The organism is Candidatus Villigracilis saccharophilus (assembly GCF_016711665.1).
Genome location: NZ_JADJSO010000048.1, coordinates 51,573 through 72,704, shown reverse-complemented (window position 1 = coordinate 72,704; position 21,132 = coordinate 51,573). Strand labels below are relative to the sequence as shown.

Annotated in this window: 20 protein-coding genes; 17 read left to right on the top strand and 3 right to left on the bottom strand. The window is 51.4% G+C overall.

Annotation, left to right across the window (positions count from 1 at the left end):
* Nucleotides 1–2 precede the first annotated feature (2 nt).
* Entirely contained in the window at nt 3–458 is a 456-nt protein-coding gene (locus IPL17_RS14765) for a hypothetical protein (RefSeq protein WP_345307845.1), read from the top strand.
* On the opposite strand, the gene IPL17_RS14760 is transcribed toward IPL17_RS14765, so the two are convergent.
* Nucleotides 459–935, bottom strand: coding sequence for an aminoacyl-tRNA deacylase (locus tag IPL17_RS14760; RefSeq protein ID WP_345307844.1), 477 nt, complete (start codon nt 933–935; stop codon nt 459–461).
* A 49-nt stretch (nt 936–984) separates the two neighbouring features.
* Here IPL17_RS14760 and IPL17_RS14755 point away from each other — a divergent pair, with 49 nt between their 5' ends.
* The 6 genes from IPL17_RS14755 to IPL17_RS14730 all read left to right on the top strand — a co-directional run bounded on the left by IPL17_RS14755 (nt 985) and on the right by IPL17_RS14730 (nt 6,148).
* The gene (locus tag IPL17_RS14755) at nt 985–1,335 is read left to right on the top strand and encodes a hypothetical protein (RefSeq protein WP_345307843.1); all 351 of its coding nucleotides are present in this window, start codon (nt 985–987) and stop codon (nt 1,333–1,335) included.
* Nucleotides 1,336–1,416: 81 nt separating this feature from the next.
* On the top strand, nt 1,417–1,869 hold the full coding sequence (locus tag IPL17_RS14750; RefSeq protein WP_345307842.1) for a cyclic nucleotide-binding domain-containing protein: 453 nt from the start codon (nt 1,417–1,419) through the stop codon (nt 1,867–1,869).
* Between the two features lie 107 nt (nt 1,870–1,976).
* Nucleotides 1,977–4,202 carry a bifunctional (p)ppGpp synthetase/guanosine-3',5'-bis(diphosphate) 3'-pyrophosphohydrolase gene (locus tag IPL17_RS14745; protein WP_345307841.1) on the top strand — a complete coding sequence of 742 codons (2,226 nt, stop codon included), beginning with the start codon at nt 1,977–1,979 and terminating at the stop codon, nt 4,200–4,202.
* A 52-nt stretch (nt 4,203–4,254) separates the two neighbouring features.
* A complete protein-coding gene (gene glp / locus IPL17_RS14740) occupies nt 4,255–5,463 on the top strand; it encodes a gephyrin-like molybdotransferase Glp (protein ID WP_345307840.1) in 1,209 nt (402 codons plus the stop codon).
* A 6-nt stretch (nt 5,464–5,469) separates the two neighbouring features.
* Complete coding sequence (locus tag IPL17_RS14735) at nt 5,470–5,898, top strand: vitamin K epoxide reductase family protein (protein ID WP_345307839.1); 429 nt, start codon at nt 5,470–5,472, stop codon at nt 5,896–5,898.
* A gap of 13 nt (nt 5,899–5,911) precedes the next feature.
* Complete coding sequence (locus tag IPL17_RS14730) at nt 5,912–6,148, top strand: hypothetical protein (RefSeq protein ID WP_345307838.1); 237 nt, start codon at nt 5,912–5,914, stop codon at nt 6,146–6,148.
* 213 nt (nt 6,149–6,361) lie between these two features.
* On the opposite strand, the gene IPL17_RS14725 is transcribed toward IPL17_RS14730, so the two are convergent.
* Nucleotides 6,362–7,162: an RNA methyltransferase gene (locus IPL17_RS14725; RefSeq protein WP_345307837.1), complete on the bottom strand. Its 801-nt coding sequence runs from the start codon at nt 7,160–7,162 to the stop codon at nt 6,362–6,364.
* 96 nt (nt 7,163–7,258) lie between these two features.
* Between IPL17_RS14725 and IPL17_RS14720 the strand changes: the two genes are divergently transcribed.
* The 10 genes from IPL17_RS14720 (at nt 7,259) to IPL17_RS14675 (ending at nt 19,665) form a co-directional block, all read left to right on the top strand.
* A complete protein-coding gene (locus tag IPL17_RS14720) occupies nt 7,259–7,921 on the top strand; it encodes a cation transporter (RefSeq protein WP_345307836.1) in 663 nt (220 codons plus the stop codon).
* Between the two features lie 22 nt (nt 7,922–7,943).
* The gene (locus IPL17_RS14715) at nt 7,944–9,167 is read left to right on the top strand and encodes a ubiquitin-like domain-containing protein (protein WP_345307835.1); all 1,224 of its coding nucleotides are present in this window, start codon (nt 7,944–7,946) and stop codon (nt 9,165–9,167) included.
* Between the two features lie 180 nt (nt 9,168–9,347).
* On the top strand, nt 9,348–10,472 hold the full coding sequence (locus tag IPL17_RS14710) for an LCP family protein (protein WP_345307834.1): 1,125 nt from the start codon (nt 9,348–9,350) through the stop codon (nt 10,470–10,472).
* A complete protein-coding gene (rsmA, locus tag IPL17_RS14705; RefSeq protein WP_345307833.1) occupies nt 10,469–11,305 on the top strand; it encodes a 16S rRNA (adenine(1518)-N(6)/adenine(1519)-N(6))-dimethyltransferase RsmA in 837 nt (278 codons plus the stop codon). The genes IPL17_RS14710 and rsmA overlap by 4 nt, the downstream gene beginning before the upstream one ends.
* Nucleotides 11,306–11,318: 13 nt before the next feature.
* Complete coding sequence (locus IPL17_RS14700; RefSeq protein ID WP_345307832.1) at nt 11,319–11,885, top strand: transposase; 567 nt, start codon at nt 11,319–11,321, stop codon at nt 11,883–11,885.
* 178 nt (nt 11,886–12,063) lie between these two features.
* Nucleotides 12,064–12,588: a DinB family protein gene (locus IPL17_RS14695; protein ID WP_345307831.1), complete on the top strand. Its 525-nt coding sequence runs from the start codon at nt 12,064–12,066 to the stop codon at nt 12,586–12,588.
* Between the two features lie 2,136 nt (nt 12,589–14,724).
* Entirely contained in the window at nt 14,725–17,136 is a 2,412-nt protein-coding gene (locus IPL17_RS14690; protein WP_345307830.1) for a helicase-related protein, read from the top strand.
* Between the two features lie 184 nt (nt 17,137–17,320).
* On the top strand, nt 17,321–17,917 hold the full coding sequence (locus tag IPL17_RS14685) for a hypothetical protein (RefSeq protein WP_345307829.1): 597 nt from the start codon (nt 17,321–17,323) through the stop codon (nt 17,915–17,917).
* Nucleotides 17,918–17,948: 31 nt separating this feature from the next.
* Nucleotides 17,949–18,764, top strand: coding sequence for a hypothetical protein (locus tag IPL17_RS14680; protein WP_345307828.1), 816 nt, complete (start codon nt 17,949–17,951; stop codon nt 18,762–18,764).
* Nucleotides 18,765–18,855: 91 nt separating this feature from the next.
* The gene (locus IPL17_RS14675; RefSeq protein WP_345307827.1) at nt 18,856–19,665 is read left to right on the top strand and encodes a putative metalloprotease CJM1_0395 family protein; all 810 of its coding nucleotides are present in this window, start codon (nt 18,856–18,858) and stop codon (nt 19,663–19,665) included.
* 106 nt (nt 19,666–19,771) lie between these two features.
* On the opposite strand, the gene ahcY is transcribed toward IPL17_RS14675, so the two are convergent.
* Complete coding sequence (gene ahcY, locus IPL17_RS14670; RefSeq protein WP_345307826.1) at nt 19,772–21,103, bottom strand: adenosylhomocysteinase; 1,332 nt, start codon at nt 21,101–21,103, stop codon at nt 19,772–19,774.
* Between the last annotated feature and the right edge of the window lie 29 nt (nt 21,104–21,132).

Sequence of the window (21,132 nt, the reverse complement as noted above, 5' to 3'; positions counted from 1 at the left end):
AAATGAAGCGATCTATCTTATTATTCCTCGCCCTGCTATTAAGTGCCTGCGTGGCGCAACCCACCCTTGTGCCTTCCACCACAACAAGCGCACCACTGGTGCTCAGATCGGAAGAAAATCCTTACGCACCACAAGCGGGCGATTTGGATAAACAACAAGCCGGCGTGATCCTGACATCTCTGGATCTTTTAGAGCGTACCGATCTTGATCCGGTGCGAACCGAATTGAGTATTTTAGGTTCCATGCCAAACGTGTGTAATGAACTACGCGTCAAAGTCAACCCGCCCGATGATAGTTACAATGTCTTTATTGAAATATACAGCCTGATAGACCCCAAAGAAAATTGTGACAACGTGTTCCAGCAATTCAAGGCACAGATCACTCTTGGGATCTACTCCCAGGGTCGGTACTCGCTTTGGGTAAATAAAATATATATTGGGGATTTCACGTCATACTAATTAATTTTCCTTGCTGATGGCCCCCACCCGCCCATTCGTCAACTTAAGCAGATCCTCAACCGCCAATTGAATATCCAATCCACGCTGACCGCCTGAAATATAAATTTTTCCGTATTCATGCGCCACGGAATCAACAACCACCTGAAATCCCTTGTTGATCAGCGCCAGCGGAGAAATTCCGCCCGCTTGAAGCCCTGTTAACTGCTCCGCTTCACGCTCCGTCGGTAAATGTACTTTCTTCTCATTTAGGAAAGCAGCCAGCAATTTCAAATCCACCACCCGCGGACCGGGCACAACCGCCAGGATCGGTTTCTTCTTTTCGCGCACAACCACGATCGTCTTAAAAACCTGTTCAGGGGGAACGCCCATGTACTGGGCGGCTTCGACCGCGCCAAGCTTTTCGGCGGGCATTTGATGCGCCGCGTATTGCACCTTGCGGGCATCCAAAAATCTTGTGACATTATTCGTGATGTTCATCTTATATAAAATCCTGTACAATTATAAGCACAAAGGAGATCCTCATCTCATGCCCGACCAGGAAGCTGAACGACTAAAACGACTCCGCGAGAAACAACTGACCGACCGCGACCCGTTGACCAAACAGCGCACCTTTCAGCATACAAGCTCGGTCAAAGAAAAACGGATGAGAAAACCTTTCTCTTTTTCAAAAGCGTGGAGCGACATTCCCCATGTGATCAAATACCCGTTCTACGCGCTCATCATTGGCGTGCTCATCATCCTGATTCTACCAACTTTTTGGATCTCTCCTTACACTTTTATCACCAGTCTTGCTGTCACAGCCATCTTGATCATCTTCGGATTGATCCTGGGCAACTCGATCGACCTGCGGGATGAGATCAAAGACAACCTAAAATAAGCGGATCAGGCTCCCCCATACCTGCCTCCGTCCAAATAAAATTCGCCACCCGATAAAAAATCCAGCCACAGGAGACTTAACATGATCACTAACGAAATACTTTCCCGATTTGAGCTGTTCAAAGGACTCCCCGAGTCACTGCTGACAGAGATCGCCGCGCTCTCAGAAGAAGTCTCTGTCAAGCAGGGAGAATTCGTCTTTCGTGAAGGCGAAAGAGCGGACAAACTACATTTTCTGCTTAACGGCAGCGTTGCCCTGCGTGTGAAGCTTACCTCGAGACCTGAAAGTATCACGGTCTCTTTCGTCTCGATGCCATATCAAAGTTTTGGATGGTCTGGAATCGTTGCGCCGAACCACTACACCTCCAGCGCTGAATGTGACGAGGATTCAACGCTGATGATCATCCCTGCGAGTCCATTCATGAAATTACTCGAAGCAAATCCCGAATCTGGATTTAAAGTCATACAGCGCATCGCAGAGATCATCGCAGACCGCCTGCGGAACAGCCGCCAGGCTTTGCTGAAGACGATGTAGAGATTATCTCGAATATCCCCGGCCGCAGAGCACATGGAGTTTCCAATAACTCGATGACTCTGCGGCTAATTTATTTATTTTCACAACAAGCGGTAAAATAAGCCACCATGAAATCAACCAACTCCGCCATTCCACTCGAAAAACTTCTCGAACAATTACCGGAAAAATACATCGGCACTGACCGGGATTTGATCATGCGCGCCTATCGAGTGGCGGAGGAGGCGCATCGCGAACAAACACGGCATTCCGGTGAACCTTATATAAATCATTGTCTCTCAGTTGCCAGCATTTTGGCCGAGCTTAGAGTACCGCCGGAGGTGATCGCGGCCGGTCTTCTGCATGACACAGTGGAAGACACGAGCGTCACTCTCGCAGATATCCGCCGTGACTTTGGCGAGACCATCACATCCCTCGTGGACGGCGTCACCAAGTTAACACACCTTCCGCGCGTCTCACGCGGAGATCAGCACGCCGGTAATGATGATGATAAACAGGGAGCTGAGGAAATACCGATCGCCCCCGCACTGCTTGGGCGCAAGGAAGACATCGTCTCGGAGACCCTGCGCAAAACATTCCTCGCCATGGGCAAGGACGTGCGAGTCATGTTCATCAAACTGGCCGACCGCCTGCACAATATGCGCACGCTCAGCTATGCGCCAGAACATAAGCGCAAACGAATCGCCCAGGAAACGCTCGATATTTTTTGCCCGGTTGCGAATCGACTCGGCATCTGGCAGATCAAATGGGAACTCGAAGACCTGGCCTTCCGCTATGTCAATCCCACTAAATATAGAGAGATCGCAGAACTGCTGACCGAGAAAAGACCCGACCGCGAATCCCAACTCGAAACCATTAAAGAAAACCTCGTACAACTGCTTGCTCAGAACAACATCAAGGCCGAGATCAGCGGCCGCCCCAAACACATTTATTCCATTTACAAGAAAATGCAGAAGAAGGATAAGCCCTTCGACATGGTGCGGGATGTGCGCGCAGTCCGATTGATCGTACCGGATATTCCATCCTGTTACGCGGCGCTCGGCATTATCCACACTTCCTGGCGTCCGATCAAAGATGAATTCGACGATTACATCGCGGCGCCCAAGGATAATTTCTATCAATCCCTGCACACGGCTGTGATCTATGAGGACCGGCGTCCGCTCGAAGTACAGATCCGCACCCACGACATGCACCTCAACGCGGAGTACGGCATTGCCGCGCACTGGCGCTACAAGGAAGGCACCAAACAGTCGGATAAAAATTACGAGCAGCATATCAATTCCCTGCGATCGATGATGGAATGGGGACCCGATGTGCGCGACGCAGCTGAATTCGTAGAGTCGATGCACACCGATGTATTTCAAGACCGTGTGTACATCTTCACGCCGCGTGGTGATGCCATTGACCTGCCGGCCGGGTCCACCCCCATTGACTTTGCCTATCATGTCCACACGGATATTGGCCATTGTTGTCGCGGCGCGCGTATTAATGGAAAACTTGTCCCGTTGTACCAGGAACTCAAGACCGGTGATCAGGTCGAGATCCTGACAGCCAAGCGTGGCGGTCCCAGCCGCGATTGGTTAAACGTGAATCTTGGGCTGGTCAAAACCCAACGCGCGCGTTCCAAGATCAAGGTCTGGTTCAAGAAACAGGAAGATGAACAGAACCTGCAGCAGGGCCGCGATACGCTTGAAAAAGAACTGCAAAGACTCGGCCTCAAAGATATCAACTTTGAAAAAATGGCGCGCGAGCTTAATTACAAAACGCCGGATGAAATGTTCATCGAACTGGGTAACGGCGATCTTCCTGTCAGTAAAATCATCAAGCAATTCTCACAGCAGGAAGAAGTCCTTGATATCTTCGAGATAAGCCCAACACATTCTCCGGCCACATCAACAAACGCCATCGAAGTGGTTGGGCTAAAAGGCATGCTCACCACCATGGGCCGCTGCTGTAACCCCATGCCGGGCGAACCGATCATCGGATTCGTAACACGCGGACGCGGAGCAACCATTCACCGTCAGGATTGCCCGAACATCCTGCAGACCAAAGACCGCGAACGTTTGCTTCAAGTCAGCTGGGGGCATATTGAACGCACCTATCCAGTGCCGATAAAAATAAAAGCCTACGACCGTCAGGGATTGGTAAACGACATTTCGAACCTGCTGGCTGATGAAAGCATCAATATTGCCGACGTGGCCGTAAACACCAACCGCAGCATTGCTGACCTGCGACTCGTCATAGAAGTAAAAGATCTCACACAACTCAGCCGGATCCTGACCCGTATCGAAAACCTGCCCAATGTAATGGAAGCGCACCGAACAAATCCGGGCTAAATTTTCAGGTTCCGTCTCAAAGTGATTGCGGTATAATCCGCCGCCTCAAGCCATGTTATCAGTCACTGAAGCGCGCGAGCGCATCCTCTCCTGTTTTCAAGCCGCCGAAGAAGAAACCCTTCCGTTGAATGATTGCGCCAATCGCATTCTTGCGGCGGATGTGCCTGCACCGCATGACCTCCCCCTCTTTGACAATTCATCCATGGATGGGTTTGCCGTGCGATCCGCAGACGCTTCGCTCTTAACCCTCAGCGTGGTTGCAGACATTCCGGCTGGCTCGGTACCGATGGTGGCCCTCACGCGAGGCCAAGCCGCGCGGATCATGACCGGCGCACAATTGCCGGACGGCGCTGATGCCGTCATTCCCGTGGAAGATACAGATTTCAACTCGCGTGAAGCTGGAACTTCCGCGCCCAAAACCGTTTCTTTCACAAAAAATATAATGCAAGGAGATAATGTCCGCGCACGCGGGGTTGACCTGCACGCAGGCGACGTGGTCTTGCAAAAAGGCCGCAAACTCAAGCCGCAGGATCTTGGCCTGCTGGCGATGCTGGGATTTGCAAATGTGAAGGTGCATAAGAAACCGCGCGTGGCACTGCTTTCTTCCGGTGATGAACTGGTTGAAGTGGATGCGGTATTGACCGCAGGCAAGATCCATGACTCAAATTCCTACGCGCTGGCCGCACTCATGCAACAGGCAGGGGCCGAAGTGATCCGTTTGGGTGTGGCAAAAGATACACGCTCATCTGTGGAAGGCTTGCTGCAGCAAGCGGTGGCGCAAAATGTGGACCTGATCGTCACCTCCGCGGGGGTGAGCGTGGGCGCGTTTGACTTTATCAAAGAAGTGATCGAGTCGAATGGCAGGCTGGATTTCTGGCGCGTGAACATGCGTCCCGGCAAGCCGGTTGTTTTTGGAGAATATCACGGCACGCCGTTCATTGGCTTGCCGGGCAATCCTGTTTCCGCGTTCGTGGGACTGGAGGTTTTTGTGCGCCCCACACTCGAAAAGCTGAGCGGCCAATTGGATGGAAACAGGCGCACAGTTAAAGTAAGATGCGACGAGGAGATCGAGTCTGATGGACGCGAGAGTTATCTGCGCGCCAGAATACGCGATGAAAACGGGGTCCACTTCGCAACATTGACCGGGCCGCAAGGCTCGGGAAACCTGCTCTCTCTCGTTCAGGCGGATGCTTTACTAATTATCCCCGCTGGTGTAAAATGCGTGCCTGTTGGTCAGGAAGTTGAGGCCATCTTATTATGAGGAAACATGGATAAATGGTTGTATCGTATTTCGGTCGTGCTCGTGGTGTTGGGTATACTGGTTTCAATTTACATGACCATTTACAAAGTCACATCCAACGATTCGATGTGCCTGGGTTCAGGGGACTGCTCGACGGTGAATGCCAGCCGTTATTCTGAAGTGAATGGAATTCCCGTGGCGGCGATCGGCGTCTTGGGATATGTGGCAATTCTTGCGGTGCTGTATTTTGAGACTCGGAACAATTTCTTCAAAAAGAACGGTACGCTCTTGATCTTTGGCATGGCGCTGACAGGGTTCCTGTTCACCGTCTGGCTTATTTATGTTGAGATCGCGTATCTGAGGGCGATCTGCCCATTTTGTGTTACATCACAGGTGGCAATGACCATAATTTTCATTATTGCTGTCATGCGCCTAATCAGACAACCCCAATCTTAGGAGGAAGCAAATAATGCCCCGTATTAAGTGTCACTACATAGATTGCGTGTTCGTGGACGAAGGATATTGTTCCGCCGCCGCCGTTGAATTGGATCCAGATACTGGATGTAATACCTACTCCGCCACCGACGGTGTCGCCAAGAAAGCTGACGACTGGGACGAGGAAGAGGAAACAGAAGACTGGGACGAAGAAGAAGGCGATGAAGAAGACGATGACTGGCTGAACGATGACGAAGAAGACGAGTTCTAGCCGCATCGCCTAACTGAAAAATGATCCTGCAAAAACAGCCTGCTCTTTGCGAGCGGGCTGTTTTGATTCATCCAATTTTGCCACAGAGAAAAACAGAGTTTTAAAGGTTCTTCTCAAACGACTCTGTGTGCTCCCTTGGCACCGGCCATCGGCTTCGGTTCGCGACGCGATGCGAAGGAGGTGTCTGGTAATGCCTCTTATGCAAGAGATATATTATTTCGAAAACTGATACAACAACACGCCCGCCGCGACTGCGAGGTTCAATGAGCTTACGCGTCCGTGCATCGGAAGTGAGACGGTCACATCACAGGCGGCAGTTTGTTCGGGCGACAATCCTTTTTGTTCGTTGCCCAATACCAAACTCCACGGTTCGCGCGGGATCAATGCGCGGTAATCCGAATCCGCTTTGGCAGAGGTGCCGATGAGTTGATGCTTTTCCTGACGCGCCCATTTGATAAATTCATCGAAAGATGTTTGAATGACCGGCTTCCAGAATAAAGTTCCCATGCTGGCGCGGATGACGGTGGGATGATACAGCTCCACGCCGCCATCGAGCATGAAGAGCGCATCCGCCCCGACCGCGTCCATGCTGCGTAAGACTGTCCCAACATTGCCCGGGTCTTGCGAAGCCACCAACGCCACAGCGTGCCGAATGGGTTTCAGGTCTTTGAATTGTGTTTTCTTCTGGCGGACAATGGCAAGAATTCCCTGGGGATTTTCCTTGTCCGCCAGGGACTCCATCACTTGCGCTGTAACAGGCTGGGGCTGGAAGTTGAGGCGCGAGATCAGGTCATGCGCGAATGGACTGGTCAACAAGCCAGAGGCATACAAGATCGTCTCGACATCCCAGCCCGCTTCGACAACTTCGCCAACATGATGGATGCCTTCCACAAGGAATAATCCGCTTTCAACGCGCGCCTTCTTTTGGCGCAAAGCGCGCGCCTGTTTGATAAGCGGATTACTTAAACTGGTGATCAATGGTTTGTGCATAGCCCCATTGTAAATGATTCTCATTTGGTCACGACAGTCAATTTACAGGATCTTAATTTTTGACTTCCTTTTTCCCGATAGATTGATTACACTGAATTTCGAACGCATAGGAGAATACCCATGACCACCCTCTCTCAGAAAACCGAACAAGCAAATTACTGGCAATTCGCCTTATGGCTGGCGCTCTTTACTGTTTTTTATAATGTCGCGGAAGGATTGATCTCGATCTTCTTCGGCATCAGCGATGAAGCCTTGACCCTTTTTGGATTCGGCGTGGATTCGTTTATCGAGGTCATGTCCGGGCTGGGGATTCTTGCCATGATCCTCCGCATTCGACAGAATCCTGATACGTCACGAACAAAATTCGAAGTCACAGCATTGCGAGTCACAGGCACGGCATTTTATCTGTTGGCTATTGGGCTTGGAGCAACCGCCATCTACAATTTATTTGTTGCCCATAAACCTGAAACAACCCTTCCAGGGCTGATCATTTCCGCGGTGTCCATTGCGGTCATGTGGGCGCTGGTGATGGGCAAACGCAAAGTCGGGCGCGCGCTCAATTCCATGCCGATCCTTGCGGATGCCAATTGCACAATGGTCTGCATATACATGTCGCTGGTGCTTCTGGCTTCCAGCTTGATCTATGAATTAACAGGCTTTGGGTTCATAGACAGCATCGGCGCGCTGGGATTGATCTACTTCTCTTACAAGGAAGGTCGTGAATCCTTCGATAAAGCCAATGGACTGGAGTGTGCCTGCGAAGACGAAAATTGCAAGGAGTAAGGCGTAGTTTATAATTCCATCCATGAAAATATTTCGATGGCTGGCTTTTTCGTTGACATTCTTCTTGATCGCATGTCAGCCAGATAAATCTTCTACAATTTCGATCATTGAAAACGGACAGGTGCAGATCGTCAATTCGGCGGAACGTGTGCCGCTACTCCTGCTGACGCAAAATGGAATCACGATCCAACCCAATGACCGTGTTCTGTTGAACGGCGTCTCCGTTCCGATCGACCAGACCATCCCTGAAACAGAACAAATCCAATTACAGATCCGCCGCGCAGTGACATTGACCCTTGTCACACCGCAGGAACAACAAACCATTCAAACCTCTGCGTTCACGGTGGGACAGGCTTTAGCGGATGCGGGATATGCTCTAACCAAGAATGATCTGATCAACCCGCCTGCCGAAACCCCGATTACACAAGACCTGACGATCAACTACACACCCGCGCGCGAACTATCCATCCTCATCGGTGATCGTGAGATAAGAGTCCGCTCTGCCGCAGGGACGGTTGGCGATGCCCTTGCCGAGGCTGGGATCCCGCTCATGGGCGCAGACACCAGCTTCCCCGCAGAGAGCGAAGCGCCGCCCACAGATGGCAGTCAGATCAACGTGGTGCGCATCCACGAAACGATCGAAGTCGCGTTGAAGCCGATCCCATTTACTGAAGAGGTAGTCACATCTCCAGATGTGCCTTTCGGTGAAAAGGAAACGATCCAGCCCGGTCTGGAGGGACTCGCGATGACCCGCACGCGGGTGCGATATGAAAACGGGATCGAGGTCAGCCGTGTCCAGGAAGATGAAACTGTGATGCGCGAACCTCAGAAGCGCATTGTGCAAAGCGGAGAGAAGATCGTGCTCTCGCCGGTCGGAGGAAATAATCCCAGCGAATATTGGACCGCGGTGGAGATGTACGCAACCGTATATTCACCCTGCGCCTCTGGCACAGGCGGATGCTCCTACGGAACCGCCAGCGGCGCGCGCGCAGGCTATGGCATCGTGGCGGTGGACTATTCCATCTATAGTTATCTGGCTGGGATGCGCGTGTATATCCCCGGGTACGGAACCGGCACCATCGGAGACACAGGCGGCGGACCGATCATTGAATCGGCGTTCGGCGTGCCGCGCACAAAATGGATCGACCTCGGATACAATGACGGCGAATTGGGAAATATCTCCGGCTGGGTCACTGTCTATTTTCTCGCGCCTGCCCCGGCGGAGATCCCATATTTTATGAAATAACAATCATGTCGTTGCGAACCGCGCTCTTGTTCTTTGGCGGTGAAGCAACCTCCTTTGAAACTGAAATACTTTTTGAAACAGGAGATTGCGTCGTCGGGAAGAGCATCCCTCCTCGCAACGACATTTGTACGGTAGAGCAATAACAAAAAAAAATTCTGCGGAAACATCCCTTTGGGTAAAATGTCGCGCACACAAAAAAGCATCATCGCAATCCTTTCCCTCATCATTGCCCTGCTCCTCGGCGCGATAGGATTTACCGCATTCCGTCAGTATCAGTCCTTTGCAGACCAGCCGCTTGGACCTGCGCTCCCATACACGCCCATCAGCCTGCCGCCCACGTGGACTCCCGACCCAGGCATTGTTGTGCAAAATGGAGATGTCACACTTGTGCCAACGATCTCCTTCCCCACCAACACCCCGCAATCCTTTTGCGGCGGTCAGAGCGTGATGAACATCGTCGTGATCGGCGCGGACTCGCGGGCGGATTCCTATCAATATGGATTGGGTGATGCCATCCGTCTGGTGCGTGTGGACTTTGTCACGCCCAAAGTGACCATCCTCGAATTCCCGCGTGACCTGTGGGTGGAGATCCCTCACATCTCCGATAATCTCGATGGCCAGGACCATGAAAAATTAAATCAAGCCTATTTATATGGTCAGCCCGGCTTTGGGTATTGGGAGGATCCAAGCGGCGGCCCCGGACTGCTGGCGCTGACTCTCAACTTGAACTTTGGCGTGAAAACAGATCATTATGTTTCGATCAACATGCGCACCTTCGTCAATGTGGTCAATGCTGTGGATGGGATCGACATTAATGTGCCCGATAAGGCCGCATCCAAACTTTTCGGCCTGCCTGTTGGCGAGAATCACCTGAACGGCGACCAGGCGCTCAAGGTGGCGCGCAACCGTCAGCAGGGAACATTCGACCGCGCCGACAATCAGAACATCGTATTGTGCGCCTTGCGCAAGAAACTGACCAATCCAAAAGTGATGACCCAGATCCCCGACCTGATCGACTCGTTCCGCGACAACATCCTGACCGATTTCACGCCCGCCCAGCTCGGTCAGCTTGCCTGCCTCGGCACAAGACTGCCGCCGCAAAATATTCAATTCGCCAGCTTCCCGCAGGAACTCTTCGCGCAGACCCGCGTGCTTGACCCCGTCTTTGATAAAAGGGTTTTTATCTGGGATGTGGATTTCGCCGTCCTGAGCGATTACGTCCGCCGCTTCCAGGCGGGCACTTGGCCCGTGCCGCCGCTCCCCTCCGCATTTACCGAAGAAGAAACCGAGATCGTATGTCAATGAACAACTTCGCCTCCATTCCCGCGCTCGACGCCGCCGCAGTTCTTAAACGCTTTCACCTGCACGCCGATAAAAGCCTCGGGCAGAATTTTTTGCAGGATGCATCCGCGCTGGAAAAGATCGCCCTTGCCGCAGAGATGCAAGCGGATGACTGTGTGCTGGAAATTGGTCCCGGCCTCGGCAGTCTCACCCGCTATCTGGCTGTCTCTGCCAAACAGGTGACAGCGGTCGAACTGGACCCGGACATGCTCGCGCCGCTCAAGGCAGTTCTCACGCCTTATCAGAACGTGCGCGTGGTGCATGGTGATATTCTCAAGCTGTCCATCTCACAGGTCATTGACCAGCCGAATTATCTGGTGGTCGCCAATATCCCGTACAACATCACCTCGCTCATCATCCGCCATTTATTGGAGAGTGATCTCAAGCCCCGCCGCGTGGTATTGACCATTCAAAAGGAAGTCGCGGAACGCATCTGCGCCAAACCCGGTGACTTGAGTCTGCTGGCGCTCAGCGTGCAGGTCTATGGCAAACCCAGCATCGCCGCCATCATCCCCGCAGACTCATTCCACCCCGTCCCCAAAGTGGACTCAGCCATTCTGCGTATTGACATCTACGACGAACCGCTCATCCCGAATGCATTGCTCAACACCTTCTTCAAACTCATCAAAGCGGGTTTTAGTCAAAAACGAAAGACATTGCGTAATTCATTATCTTCTGGTTTGCACATCCCCACGACCGAATCCGAATCCATGCTCACCAAAGCAGGCATAGATTACATGCGCCGCGCTGAGACCTTGAGCATTGATGAATGGCGCAGGTTGTGCGACGCAAAATAAAACGGATGCGGACATGGCGTTTGATCCGAAAAAACATCACAGGCAATCCATCCGCCTGCAGGGATATGATTATTCACAGGCAGGCGCATATTTCGTGACGGTCGTGACGCATCAGCGCGAATGTTTGTTTGGGAAGATCGAAAACGGGGAAATGATATTGAATGAATTGGGGAAAATCGCCGATGAATGTTGGCGCGCCATTCCCGAGCATTTCCCGTTCGTTGAATTGGGGGTGCACGTAATCATGCCAAATCATATGCATGGAATGATTGTGATTCGCGCGGATGATCCCGGTATTGGTAGGGGCGCAGCAATGCTGCGCCCCTACGATGACGATGATGGCAATGCACACAAAATCAATGTCAAACCAGGGTCGTTAGGTGCGATCATCCGTTCGTATAAATCCGCCGTTTCGTATCGCAGTAACAAGGAACATAATGTCACCGGCGTTTGGCAACGCAATTATTACGAACACATCATCCGCAACGAACATGAAATGGACAACATCTGGCGTTACATCGGATCCAACCCCGCGCAATGGGACGATGACGATGAAAACCCGCGCCGCGCCATGCCATGAAATTTGCCAACCCCAGACCTGACAGGTTCATCGTAACCTATGCACACCATACCCCATGCGCGGACAATGATTTTTGTTAACCCTGGCTCTACGGAAACCTGTCAGGTATTCTTCGTAGATGGGTTTATACTATCCAAAATATTTTCCCAATTCAACATGAACATCGGAGGGCAATACAATGACTGACTGGGTATCATGGTTCCGTTACCAACTCAAAGCCAGCGCGGACGGTTTCGAATGGGCGCTTGCTCAGATCCCCGCACATTTGCACGATCAACTGCCGCCCGACCCCGGCTACCTCGGCACATGGTCGCCCGTGCGCCATATCTGGCATGTGACCGAATACGAAAGATGCCTCGTCATTCCTTCCATGCTGCAATGGCTGGATATTCCGAGTCCGTTGGAAGAGGAATGGCCCGATGATGATGAGACCTGGGCGAAAGTCACCGAGCGCGGACAGGCAGCGATCGTCTCGAATTTCCAGCGTGTGCGCCAGCAGCAGATCGAATTCCTTGATAAATTAACCACCGTGGATTGGAACGCGCCGCGCGAAACGCTCTGGGGTCAAAAGCCGCTCTCGATGGTGGTGACCAAAACATTCCAACACACCTACGAGCACGGTGACACGCTCCTCAGAATGGGGCTGTGGTGGGAAGTGATCCTGAAGGAAGAAGCTGAAAAATCAAAAGACGCTGACTCTTAGCGATCTATTGGTATCTTCACGCCAAATAGAAAAGACCTCCCGTGTTTCGCCCAACGACTCGGAGGTCTTTTTTCATGCCAATCCCGGACCTGACAGGTTCATCGTGACCTATGCACACCTTACCCCATACGCGGACAATGATTCTTGTTAACCCTGGCTCTACGGAAACCTGTCAGGTCTTCTTCGTGGATGGGTTTATACTACGAGTAATTAGAGATACATATAGAAGGAATTATGACTTACAAAGCAGATTTCGAAAAAGAATATCAAGAAAGATTTGAATGGAGAAAGAATCGTCAAATCGAAAATTTGAAAGAATTGTCGGAAATTGCTCAATCCGGTGGCGCAGAATCCTTGCAAGTTTTCTCAAAGATAATTGGCAATCGCGCGTCTGATAATCCAAAAGACGCTTTGCGGTGGTCAATACTGTATATGTGGTTTGAAGCGACAGAATGTTATGTTTATGGGGAATTCCAAGCCTCGATATTGGTATGTGGCGCAGTTGTTGAAAGATGCTTGAAACTTGAATATGAAATAGCAAATGGGGTATTGCCAAAAGGGAAATGGACATTAGGTAAATGCAAAAATGAGTGTAAAAATATCGTGAGCAAATCTGTAATTGATTTTGTTGACAAAATATTAGACCCAAGAAATGACCGTGCTCATGCTCTTTTAGAGCACGACAATCCTCAATTATCCATATCAGGCGGAAACAATAGAGGCATAGAGGTTTTAAGTTCTGGACACTATCTAATAGAACCATTTCGTGGAGACGCAAAGATAGTAATTGAAGCAACATACAAAATCTTGAAAGAGAGCTGCATAGCTGAAATTGTTTTTAGAAATCGACAAGATTATTCTATGAGAAAAAACTCAAAAAACAATTGGCGTCCATTTGAAGAAGCGCGTGCATTTGTGCGTAGTCTTGGGTTGCAAAATGAAAGTGAGTGGGAAAATTGGGTAAAGGGTGGTGAACGCCCAGATGACATTCCTGCTAACCCTCGCAAAGTCTATCAAGGAAAAGGATGGGCTGGTTTAGGTGATTGGCTAGGAACACGGAATAGAAAAGGTGGCTATCGCTCGTTTATAGAGGCTCGCTCGTTTGTACGCAAACTTGGACTAAAGAACTGGGATGACTGGAGTTCGTGGTCTAAGAGTAATGCACGCCCGGTTGATATTCCAGTAACCCCTCACCGAATCTATAAAGATAAAGGTTGGGTAAGTTGGGGCGACTGGCTAGGGACTCGAAACAGAAAACGTGATTATCGTTTGTTTATTGAAGCCCGCGCATTTGTACACGGTTTAGGATTAATGAGGAAATCTGATTGGGCAAAGTGGGTAAAAAGTGAATCAGGTCCAAGTGATATTCCGTCCAATCCTAACGTTGTTTATAAAGAAAAAGGTTGGGCTGGTTGGGGTAATTGGCTTGGAACAGGATATATTGCTAATCAAAGTAGAAAATATCGTGAATTTGAACAAGCACGGGCATTTATACGTGGCCTAGGATTAAATAATAGGGAAGAATGGAAACTATGGGTGAAAAGCAACCTATGTCCAGACGATATTCCTGCCAATCCTGAAGGCGTTTATAAAGAAAAAGGTTGGGTCAGCTGGGGTGATTGGTTAGGAACAGATCGTGTTGCTACACAGAATAAGGTTTATAGCTCATATAATGAAGCACGGGCATATATACATAAACTCCAACTATCGAACCAATCTATTTGGAAGGAGTGGGTAAAAAGTAAGGCGCGTCCCAGCTATATTCCGACTTCTCCTCATGTGGTTTATAAAAATAATGGCTGGGTAAGTTGGGGAGATTGGCTTGGAACTGGTCGTATCGCTACGCAGAACAGAGAATATCGCCCATTTTCTGAAGCAAGGAAGTTTGTCCGAGGTCTTGGTCTACAGAGTATAAATGATTGGCAAAGTTGGACAAAAAGTAGCGATTTGCCTGCCGATATACCAGCAGACCCATATCGGATTTACAAAAATAAAGGTTGGGCAGGAATAGGAGATTGGCTCGGAATAATCAATATCTGGAATAAGAACGCTATTCTCAGTTTTCTCAATGGCATCAGATTTATCTTAAGAGATCTTTATCCTGCTGAGCTTTATGCGATTATGCGCCAGAATGGAATGTTAATATCGGCGCGTGATGTAAGAAATTCAACAACTTCGCTAATCAAAAGTATCCGCGACCTATGCTCCTCCCCCAACCCTGAATCCGACTTTGAAAAACTCATCACCGAGATTGAACGTGAGAATCAACTGCTCGATGAAGACCTCACCGAAGAACAGATCGCTGAAATAGACATCGTTGAAATCGAAGGTACTGAAGAACTGCCCGCCCTGCGTTCCCTGCAAGCCTTGAAAACAGTGGATGAACTGGTACAGGCAGGCATCACTTCGGATGAAGAGACGATCGAATTTTTAGTCGCCAACCGTATCAGCGGATTGTGGCAGGATACGCTCAACAACGGCGGCGCGGTCAGCATTGAAGAACTGCGCGGCGAACAAGGGGGCGTGTATTTCGAGACCATCCGCAGCCGATTCCTCTCGCAATATGACAGCGCGCAAAGCCTGGAAATTCCGCGCGGCTATGACTTCCGTGTGGGCGGGAAGATCGCGCAGCCCAACCTCATGCAGAAACTGGCGGCGTATCGCGTGCTATCTGAAAAGCGGCTCGGTAACTGGTCAGGCGTCGGCGCGGGCAAGACCCTCTCCGCCATTCTGGCAAGCCGCGTCATTGACGCGCGCCTGACGGTCATCATCGCCTTCAACAGCACGGTCGAGCCGTGGGCGCAGCGCGTCAAAGAAACCTATCCAGACAGTAAGATCCACATCAAGGAACGCGGCGATGTCAGCATTGACCCGTCGAGGCACACCTATCTCATTTTGAATTTCGAAACATTCCAGCAGCCCGACTCCGCCGCGATGGTGGCGCAGCTGGTCGAAAAGCACAAAATAGATTTCGTGGTGCTGGATGAAATTCAAAGCGTCAAACAGCGCACACCCAAAGTCACCAGCAAACGGCGGCAGGTGGTCAGCGGCTTGCTATCTTCCGCGAGCGAAAAGAATCCCGACCTGCGCGTGCTGGGCATGAGCGCAACCCCGGTCATCAACAACCTGTACGAAGCCAAAGCCCTGCTCGAACTGGTACGCGGCGTGTCGTTCGATGAACTGGAAACCTTCAGCAATATTCCCAACGCCATCGCTATGCACGAAAAGTTGATCCTGTACGGCATCCGCTACCGCCCCGAATACAAGCAGACCATCGAAACGGAATTCATCGAGATCCCCGCCAACGAATACCTGCCCAAGCTGACCAGGGTCCGCAAAGGCGCGATCCTTGACCTGGAACGCGTCCTGCTCGACGCGAAGATGGAGACGCTTCTTTCCGCGCTCAAGCCTGGTACGCTGATCTACACACATTATCTCGGCGGATTGATCACACCGCTGCGCGAAGCGATCGGATCGGCGGGTTTCAAGGTCGGCTTGTTCACAGGCGACGACAAAAGCGGTTTGGAGTTATTCAAAAAAGGAAAAGTGGATGTGTTGATCGGTTCCGTTCCCGTCGGCACAGGCGTGGACGGATTGCAATACGTCTGCAACCGCATGATCATCCTCAGCCTGCCGTGGACGAACGCCGAATACGAACAACTCATCGGGCGCTTATACCGTCAGGGCTCGGCCTTCGACAAAGTGGAAGTCATCGTTCCGCAGGTGGTCCTCGAACACAACGGCGACATCTGGTCATGGGACAAGATGCGCATGAACCGCATCCAATACAAAAAGACTCTCGCCGATGCCGCGATGGACGGCGTCATCCCCGAAGGCGAATTGTCCTCGCCCGAAGTGATGTTCAAGAAAGCGCGCGAAGCCCTGCAAACATGGATCCAGCGCATTGAAGAAGACGGCATCGCGGTCATTGACCGCGCCCAATTAAAAGTTCCGATGCCCAAAGATACCGCGGCCATTATTCAACGCCGCTTCGGCGACCTGTCTGTGATGAACAGCCGTTTCAACACAGCCTACAGTTCCACCACGCACGAACGCCTGAATCAAAATCCCGAGGAATGGTTCCTGTATCACACCCTCTATCGTGAAGCCCGCAAAGAATGGACGGAAGTTCCATTTGAACGCATCGCCAAATCCCTGAAGAAACGCCCCGATTGGGTCATCGGTGATTTCGGCTGCGGCGAAGCCAAACTCGCGTCCCTGCTCCCGAACAAGGTCTATTCCTTCGATCACATTGCCATCAACGAAAACGTGCTCGCCTGTGACATCACGCATGTCCCTGTGGAGGACGGCGCGCTGGATGTGGCTGTCTTCTCCCTCTCGTTAATGGGCTTGAACTATCCCGACTATCTCAAGGAAGCCTATCGGGCATTGCGCTTCGGCGGACTGCTAAAGATTGCCGAACCCATTTCCCGCTGGGCAGACAAACGCCCCGAACTACTTTCGGCCATCTCCGAGGCTGGCTTTTCACTGGTCGGCAAGGTCGAGGAATCAAATCAATTTATGTATATTGATGCGATCAAAATGTAATTATAAGGGCTTGAAAATTAATAACTTCCGTCATTGCGAGGAGGGTGCACTTCCCGACGAAGCAATCTCCCTCACAAAAAAGGGATTGCTTCGCCCTGTCGGGCTCGCAATGACGAGGTTGCGGGAAGTTATATTTTTACGAACTCTAATAGAACTTCGGAACTCTCTGATGCAAGGAGAACTCATGTCAAAGAAAATTCTTTTCGCGGTCATCCCGATCATCATCCTCGCCTGCAACATTCCAGGCGGACTCATGCCTGTCAGCACCCCAAATTATATAGCGACCATCACCGCGCAGGCGGCTCTGCTTGCCCAACAGACGATGGTATCCTCCGCACAAACGGCGTCCCCGCTGATCGTGCCAACCGAGGCAGTCATTCAACCCACAGTTGCGGCAGCTCCGCCGCCAGAAGCGGTCATCCAATCCAACCTGCCCACGGTCACCATGGATGGAGGCACGGGGTATGTTTTTTCCAGCCAGGCAATGACCAAGGATGAGCGCGATATATGGTGGAACGCGGCTCAGTTCGTTCCGGAGCGCACAGTTCGAATGGTATCGCTCGGCATCATCAACAGCCCGTCCGATATCAACTCCCTCACGTTTGCAGGCGCGTGGCAGGCGATTTTCGAGCCGGTCATCGGCGAAGGCTATGGGGTCGAGATCTCAAGCAATGATGAGAAAAAATATGCCGTCATTCGAGTGATGAAGATCGAAAGCGATGGAAAAATAACATTTGATTGGGTATATCCTTATAATGGCCCCGTGACGAGCAATCCATAATTTGCAAGCAGGATACAGACCAGGAGCAAACATGTCAAAGTCAAATAGATATCTGTTCTCGATCATCGCTTTAATAACCATCCTTGCATGTACCATGCCGGGCGGAATAACACCCACCGCCGGCCCGGATTTCGTCGCCACCATCACGGCGCAGGCAGCCTTACTGATCCAGCCGCCCGTAAATATCCAACCATCGCCGCAGCCGAGCATCGCCTCCGAGACTCCCGCGCCCCCCGCGCCTCCCGCAAATACCCAGATCGTGTTCACTGAGACACCATCACCAACCGCGAGCATCACGCTAACATCCACCTCCAGCGTTCCCATGGTCACCGTCAGCAAGGATACCAACTGCCGCACCGGCCCGGGCAAGGAATACGATTATCTGGGCGCGCTCCTGATCGGTGAAACTGCCGAAGTGATCGGGAAGAACACGGTCACTGACTATTGGATCATCAAGAACCCTGACAGGGACGGGAACTGCTGGCTATGGGGAAATTACGCTACTGTGACTGGCGATGTATCAAAACTGCAGGAATCTGCCATTCCGCCTACCCCTACCCCGGCCCCGCCTGAAGCGCCAAAGGGACTATCGGCAAACAAGATCTGTTTCTTCAATGGCGTGAATTACGATCTCGGCGGTTTCGTCTCATGGAATGACGGCGCTAGTGAAACGGGCTACAACGTCTATATGAACGATGTATTGCTTGTTTCGCTCCCTGCGAATAGCACCTCAAATCCCCTCCCCGCCATGGTTATGGTTCCGGGCGGCTCTATTCAAATTTCAGTGGAGGCGTTTAATTCCAGCGGAAAATCAGCCAAAAAGAGTATACAGGTCACCTGCCCGTAGATTTACCCCTATTCAAGTTTTTGAGTCTGTAACCGATACTTAAATTAGTCGAATTGTATTTGCCAACAGGCGATGCAGGAAGATCAAAACCATGAGCACAAGCTTTGACACCTCCGTAACAAAAATTTCGCTCCCTATTGAGAATGTTTACTCAACTGGGTCGAATCAAGGCGCCCAAAGCCAACGGGACGGTGCTTTTCCTGCAACCCAGCCCAGCACTTTTGAGCCTGATCGAGCCATCATTTCAGAAGAAGCATTGCGCAAAGCCGGCTTGTTGAAAGAAGACGCCAAAAACGGCGCGCCAGCTGAGAAAAAAGAGGCGGCTTCCAGGAACAACTCCACTTCTGATAAATCCGATGCCAATTCACAGGAAGCGCGTGAACTGGAACAGCTGAAGCAAACCGACCGTGAAGTCCGCGCACACGAACAAGCGCATGTGATCGCCGGCGGTTCTCTGGTGCGCGGCGCAGCCAGTTTCGGGTACGCTACAGGCTCGGATGGAAAGCTATACGCAGTCAGCGGCGAAGTATCGATCGACTCAAGTGCAGTAGCGGATGACCCCAGCGCGACCATCAGCAAAATGATGCGGGTCGTCTCAGCCGCTCTCGCCCCGGCACAACCCTCCGGACAGGACCGGGCAGTGGCATCCGCGGCTACAAAAACGCAAGTGGAAGCCCAGCAGCAGCTTACCCAGGAGCAAATGGATAAGATGCAAAGCAGCGGTAGCGGGGAATCTGTAGAAACAAAACCAAGCGGCGCTTCGGATCCTAAAAAAGCCGCCCCAGAAAAAAAGGCTGAAGAAGACCCCAAGGCTGCAGGCGAGTCCCAACTCCCGACGGGCAAACCAGAGCCTCAGAAACAAACCAACTTCCAGGCAAAACACATCAACATTCAAGCCTGAACTGAAAAAATAAACACAAAATAAAAAGCCTCGCGAGCGCTGTGCGTCCGCGAGGCTAAATCTTTAATCGTCAATCTGAAATCCCAAATCAAAAATCGAAATCGATTTAGGTTCCTTCTTCCCAGGAATTCAGATAGTGAAGTTGTTCATCGGTCAGGATGTCGATCTTGACGCCCATCGCTTCGAGCTTAAGGCGGGCGATCTCATTGTCAATATCAGCCGGCACAGAGTAAACCTTCTTCTCCAGCTTGTCGGCGTTCTTGGCCATGTATTCAGCAGAGAGAGCCTGATTGGCGAATGACATATCCATCACGGAAGCAGGGTGACCTTCAGCGGAAGCGAGGTTGATCAAGCGGCCTTCGCCGAGGATATTGATCTTGCGGCCATCCTTGGTGAGGTATTGTTCAACGAACGGGCGGACACGATTGGGCTCACCCACGCTCATTGCGGCAAGGGAAGGAATGTTGATCTCAACATTGAAGTGACCGGAGTTGGCAACAAGCGCGCCGTCTTTCATCACTTCGAAATGTTTCTTGTCGATCACGTTCAAATCGCCGGTCACTGTGCAGAAGATATCGCCGATCCTGGCGGCATCGGTCATCGGCATGACCTGATAGCCGTCCATGACCGCTTCGAGCGCCTTCATCGGATCGATCTCGGTCACGATGACCTGAGCGCCCATACCGCGAGCGCGCATGGCGAGACCGCGTCCGCACCAGCCGTAGCCGGCGACGACGAAGTTCTTACCCGCGAGCAGCACGTTGGTGGCGCGGATGATACCGTCCACTGTGGATTGACCGGTGCCGTAGCGGTTATCGAACAAGTGCTTGGTCAACGCATCATTCACGGCGATGACGGGGAACTTCAAGACCTTATCAGCTTCCATCGCCTTCAAGCGAATAACACCCGTGGTGGTCTCTTCGGTACCGCCAATGACATTCGCAAGCATCTGCTTGCGCTGCTCGGCGCTCAGACCCTGCGCCCATGCGGCGAGAGAAGGCTCAAGTTTTTCGAAGCGTCCCATTTCGATGAAGAACAGGGAGGAAACAAGATCAGCGCCATCATCCTGGGTCATGTGGGGCATGTGCTCCAGCGCGGCGCGGATATGCTTGAAGTAGGTTACTTTGTCTTCGCCTTTGATCGCGAAAACTGGAATTTCATATTGGTTCACCAAAGCGGCGGCGACATCATCCTGTGTGGAAAGAGGATTCGAAGCAGTGAGGACAATATCCGCGCCGCCTTCCTGCAGGGTGATCATCAGGTTCGCAGTTTCGGTGGTGACATGCAAACAGCAGGAAAGACGCAGACCCTTAAGGGGCTTCTCTTTTTTGAAGCGTTCGCGGATGGAACGAAGAACGGGCATTTCGCGTTCCGCCCAATCAATACGGCGGCGTCCGCCTTCGGCCTGGTCTAGATCTTTTACATCGTAATTATTCATTTATTGCTCCTTTATTTACTCATCGGATC

Bases quoted from the DNA above. Each gene is read 5' to 3' on its own strand.
- IPL17_RS14765 (WP_345307845.1), top strand. From the start codon at position 3: ATGAAGCGATCTATCTTATTATTCCTCGCCCTGCTATTAAGTGCCTGC.
- IPL17_RS14760 (WP_345307844.1), bottom strand. From the start codon at position 935: ATGAACATCACGAATAATGTCACAAGATTTTTGGATGCCCGCAAGGTG.
- IPL17_RS14755 (WP_345307843.1), top strand. From the start codon at position 985: ATGCCCGACCAGGAAGCTGAACGACTAAAACGACTCCGCGAGAAACAA.
- IPL17_RS14750 (WP_345307842.1), top strand. From the start codon at position 1,417: ATGATCACTAACGAAATACTTTCCCGATTTGAGCTGTTCAAAGGACTC.
- IPL17_RS14745 (WP_345307841.1), top strand. From the start codon at position 1,977: ATGAAATCAACCAACTCCGCCATTCCACTCGAAAAACTTCTCGAACAA.
- glp (WP_345307840.1), top strand. From the start codon at position 4,255: ATGTTATCAGTCACTGAAGCGCGCGAGCGCATCCTCTCCTGTTTTCAA.
- IPL17_RS14735 (WP_345307839.1), top strand. From the start codon at position 5,470: ATGGATAAATGGTTGTATCGTATTTCGGTCGTGCTCGTGGTGTTGGGT.
- IPL17_RS14730 (WP_345307838.1), top strand. From the start codon at position 5,912: ATGCCCCGTATTAAGTGTCACTACATAGATTGCGTGTTCGTGGACGAA.
- IPL17_RS14725 (WP_345307837.1), bottom strand. From the start codon at position 7,162: ATGAGAATCATTTACAATGGGGCTATGCACAAACCATTGATCACCAGT.
- IPL17_RS14720 (WP_345307836.1), top strand. From the start codon at position 7,259: ATGACCACCCTCTCTCAGAAAACCGAACAAGCAAATTACTGGCAATTC.
- IPL17_RS14715 (WP_345307835.1), top strand. From the start codon at position 7,944: ATGAAAATATTTCGATGGCTGGCTTTTTCGTTGACATTCTTCTTGATC.
- IPL17_RS14710 (WP_345307834.1), top strand. From the start codon at position 9,348: ATGTCGCGCACACAAAAAAGCATCATCGCAATCCTTTCCCTCATCATT.
- rsmA (WP_345307833.1), top strand. From the start codon at position 10,469: ATGAACAACTTCGCCTCCATTCCCGCGCTCGACGCCGCCGCAGTTCTT.
- IPL17_RS14700 (WP_345307832.1), top strand. From the start codon at position 11,319: ATGGCGTTTGATCCGAAAAAACATCACAGGCAATCCATCCGCCTGCAG.
- IPL17_RS14695 (WP_345307831.1), top strand. From the start codon at position 12,064: ATGACTGACTGGGTATCATGGTTCCGTTACCAACTCAAAGCCAGCGCG.
- IPL17_RS14690 (WP_345307830.1), top strand. From the start codon at position 14,725: ATGTTAATATCGGCGCGTGATGTAAGAAATTCAACAACTTCGCTAATC.
- IPL17_RS14685 (WP_345307829.1), top strand. From the start codon at position 17,321: ATGTCAAAGAAAATTCTTTTCGCGGTCATCCCGATCATCATCCTCGCC.
- IPL17_RS14680 (WP_345307828.1), top strand. From the start codon at position 17,949: ATGTCAAAGTCAAATAGATATCTGTTCTCGATCATCGCTTTAATAACC.
- IPL17_RS14675 (WP_345307827.1), top strand. From the start codon at position 18,856: ATGAGCACAAGCTTTGACACCTCCGTAACAAAAATTTCGCTCCCTATT.
- ahcY (WP_345307826.1), bottom strand. From the start codon at position 21,103: ATGAATAATTACGATGTAAAAGATCTAGACCAGGCCGAAGGCGGACGC.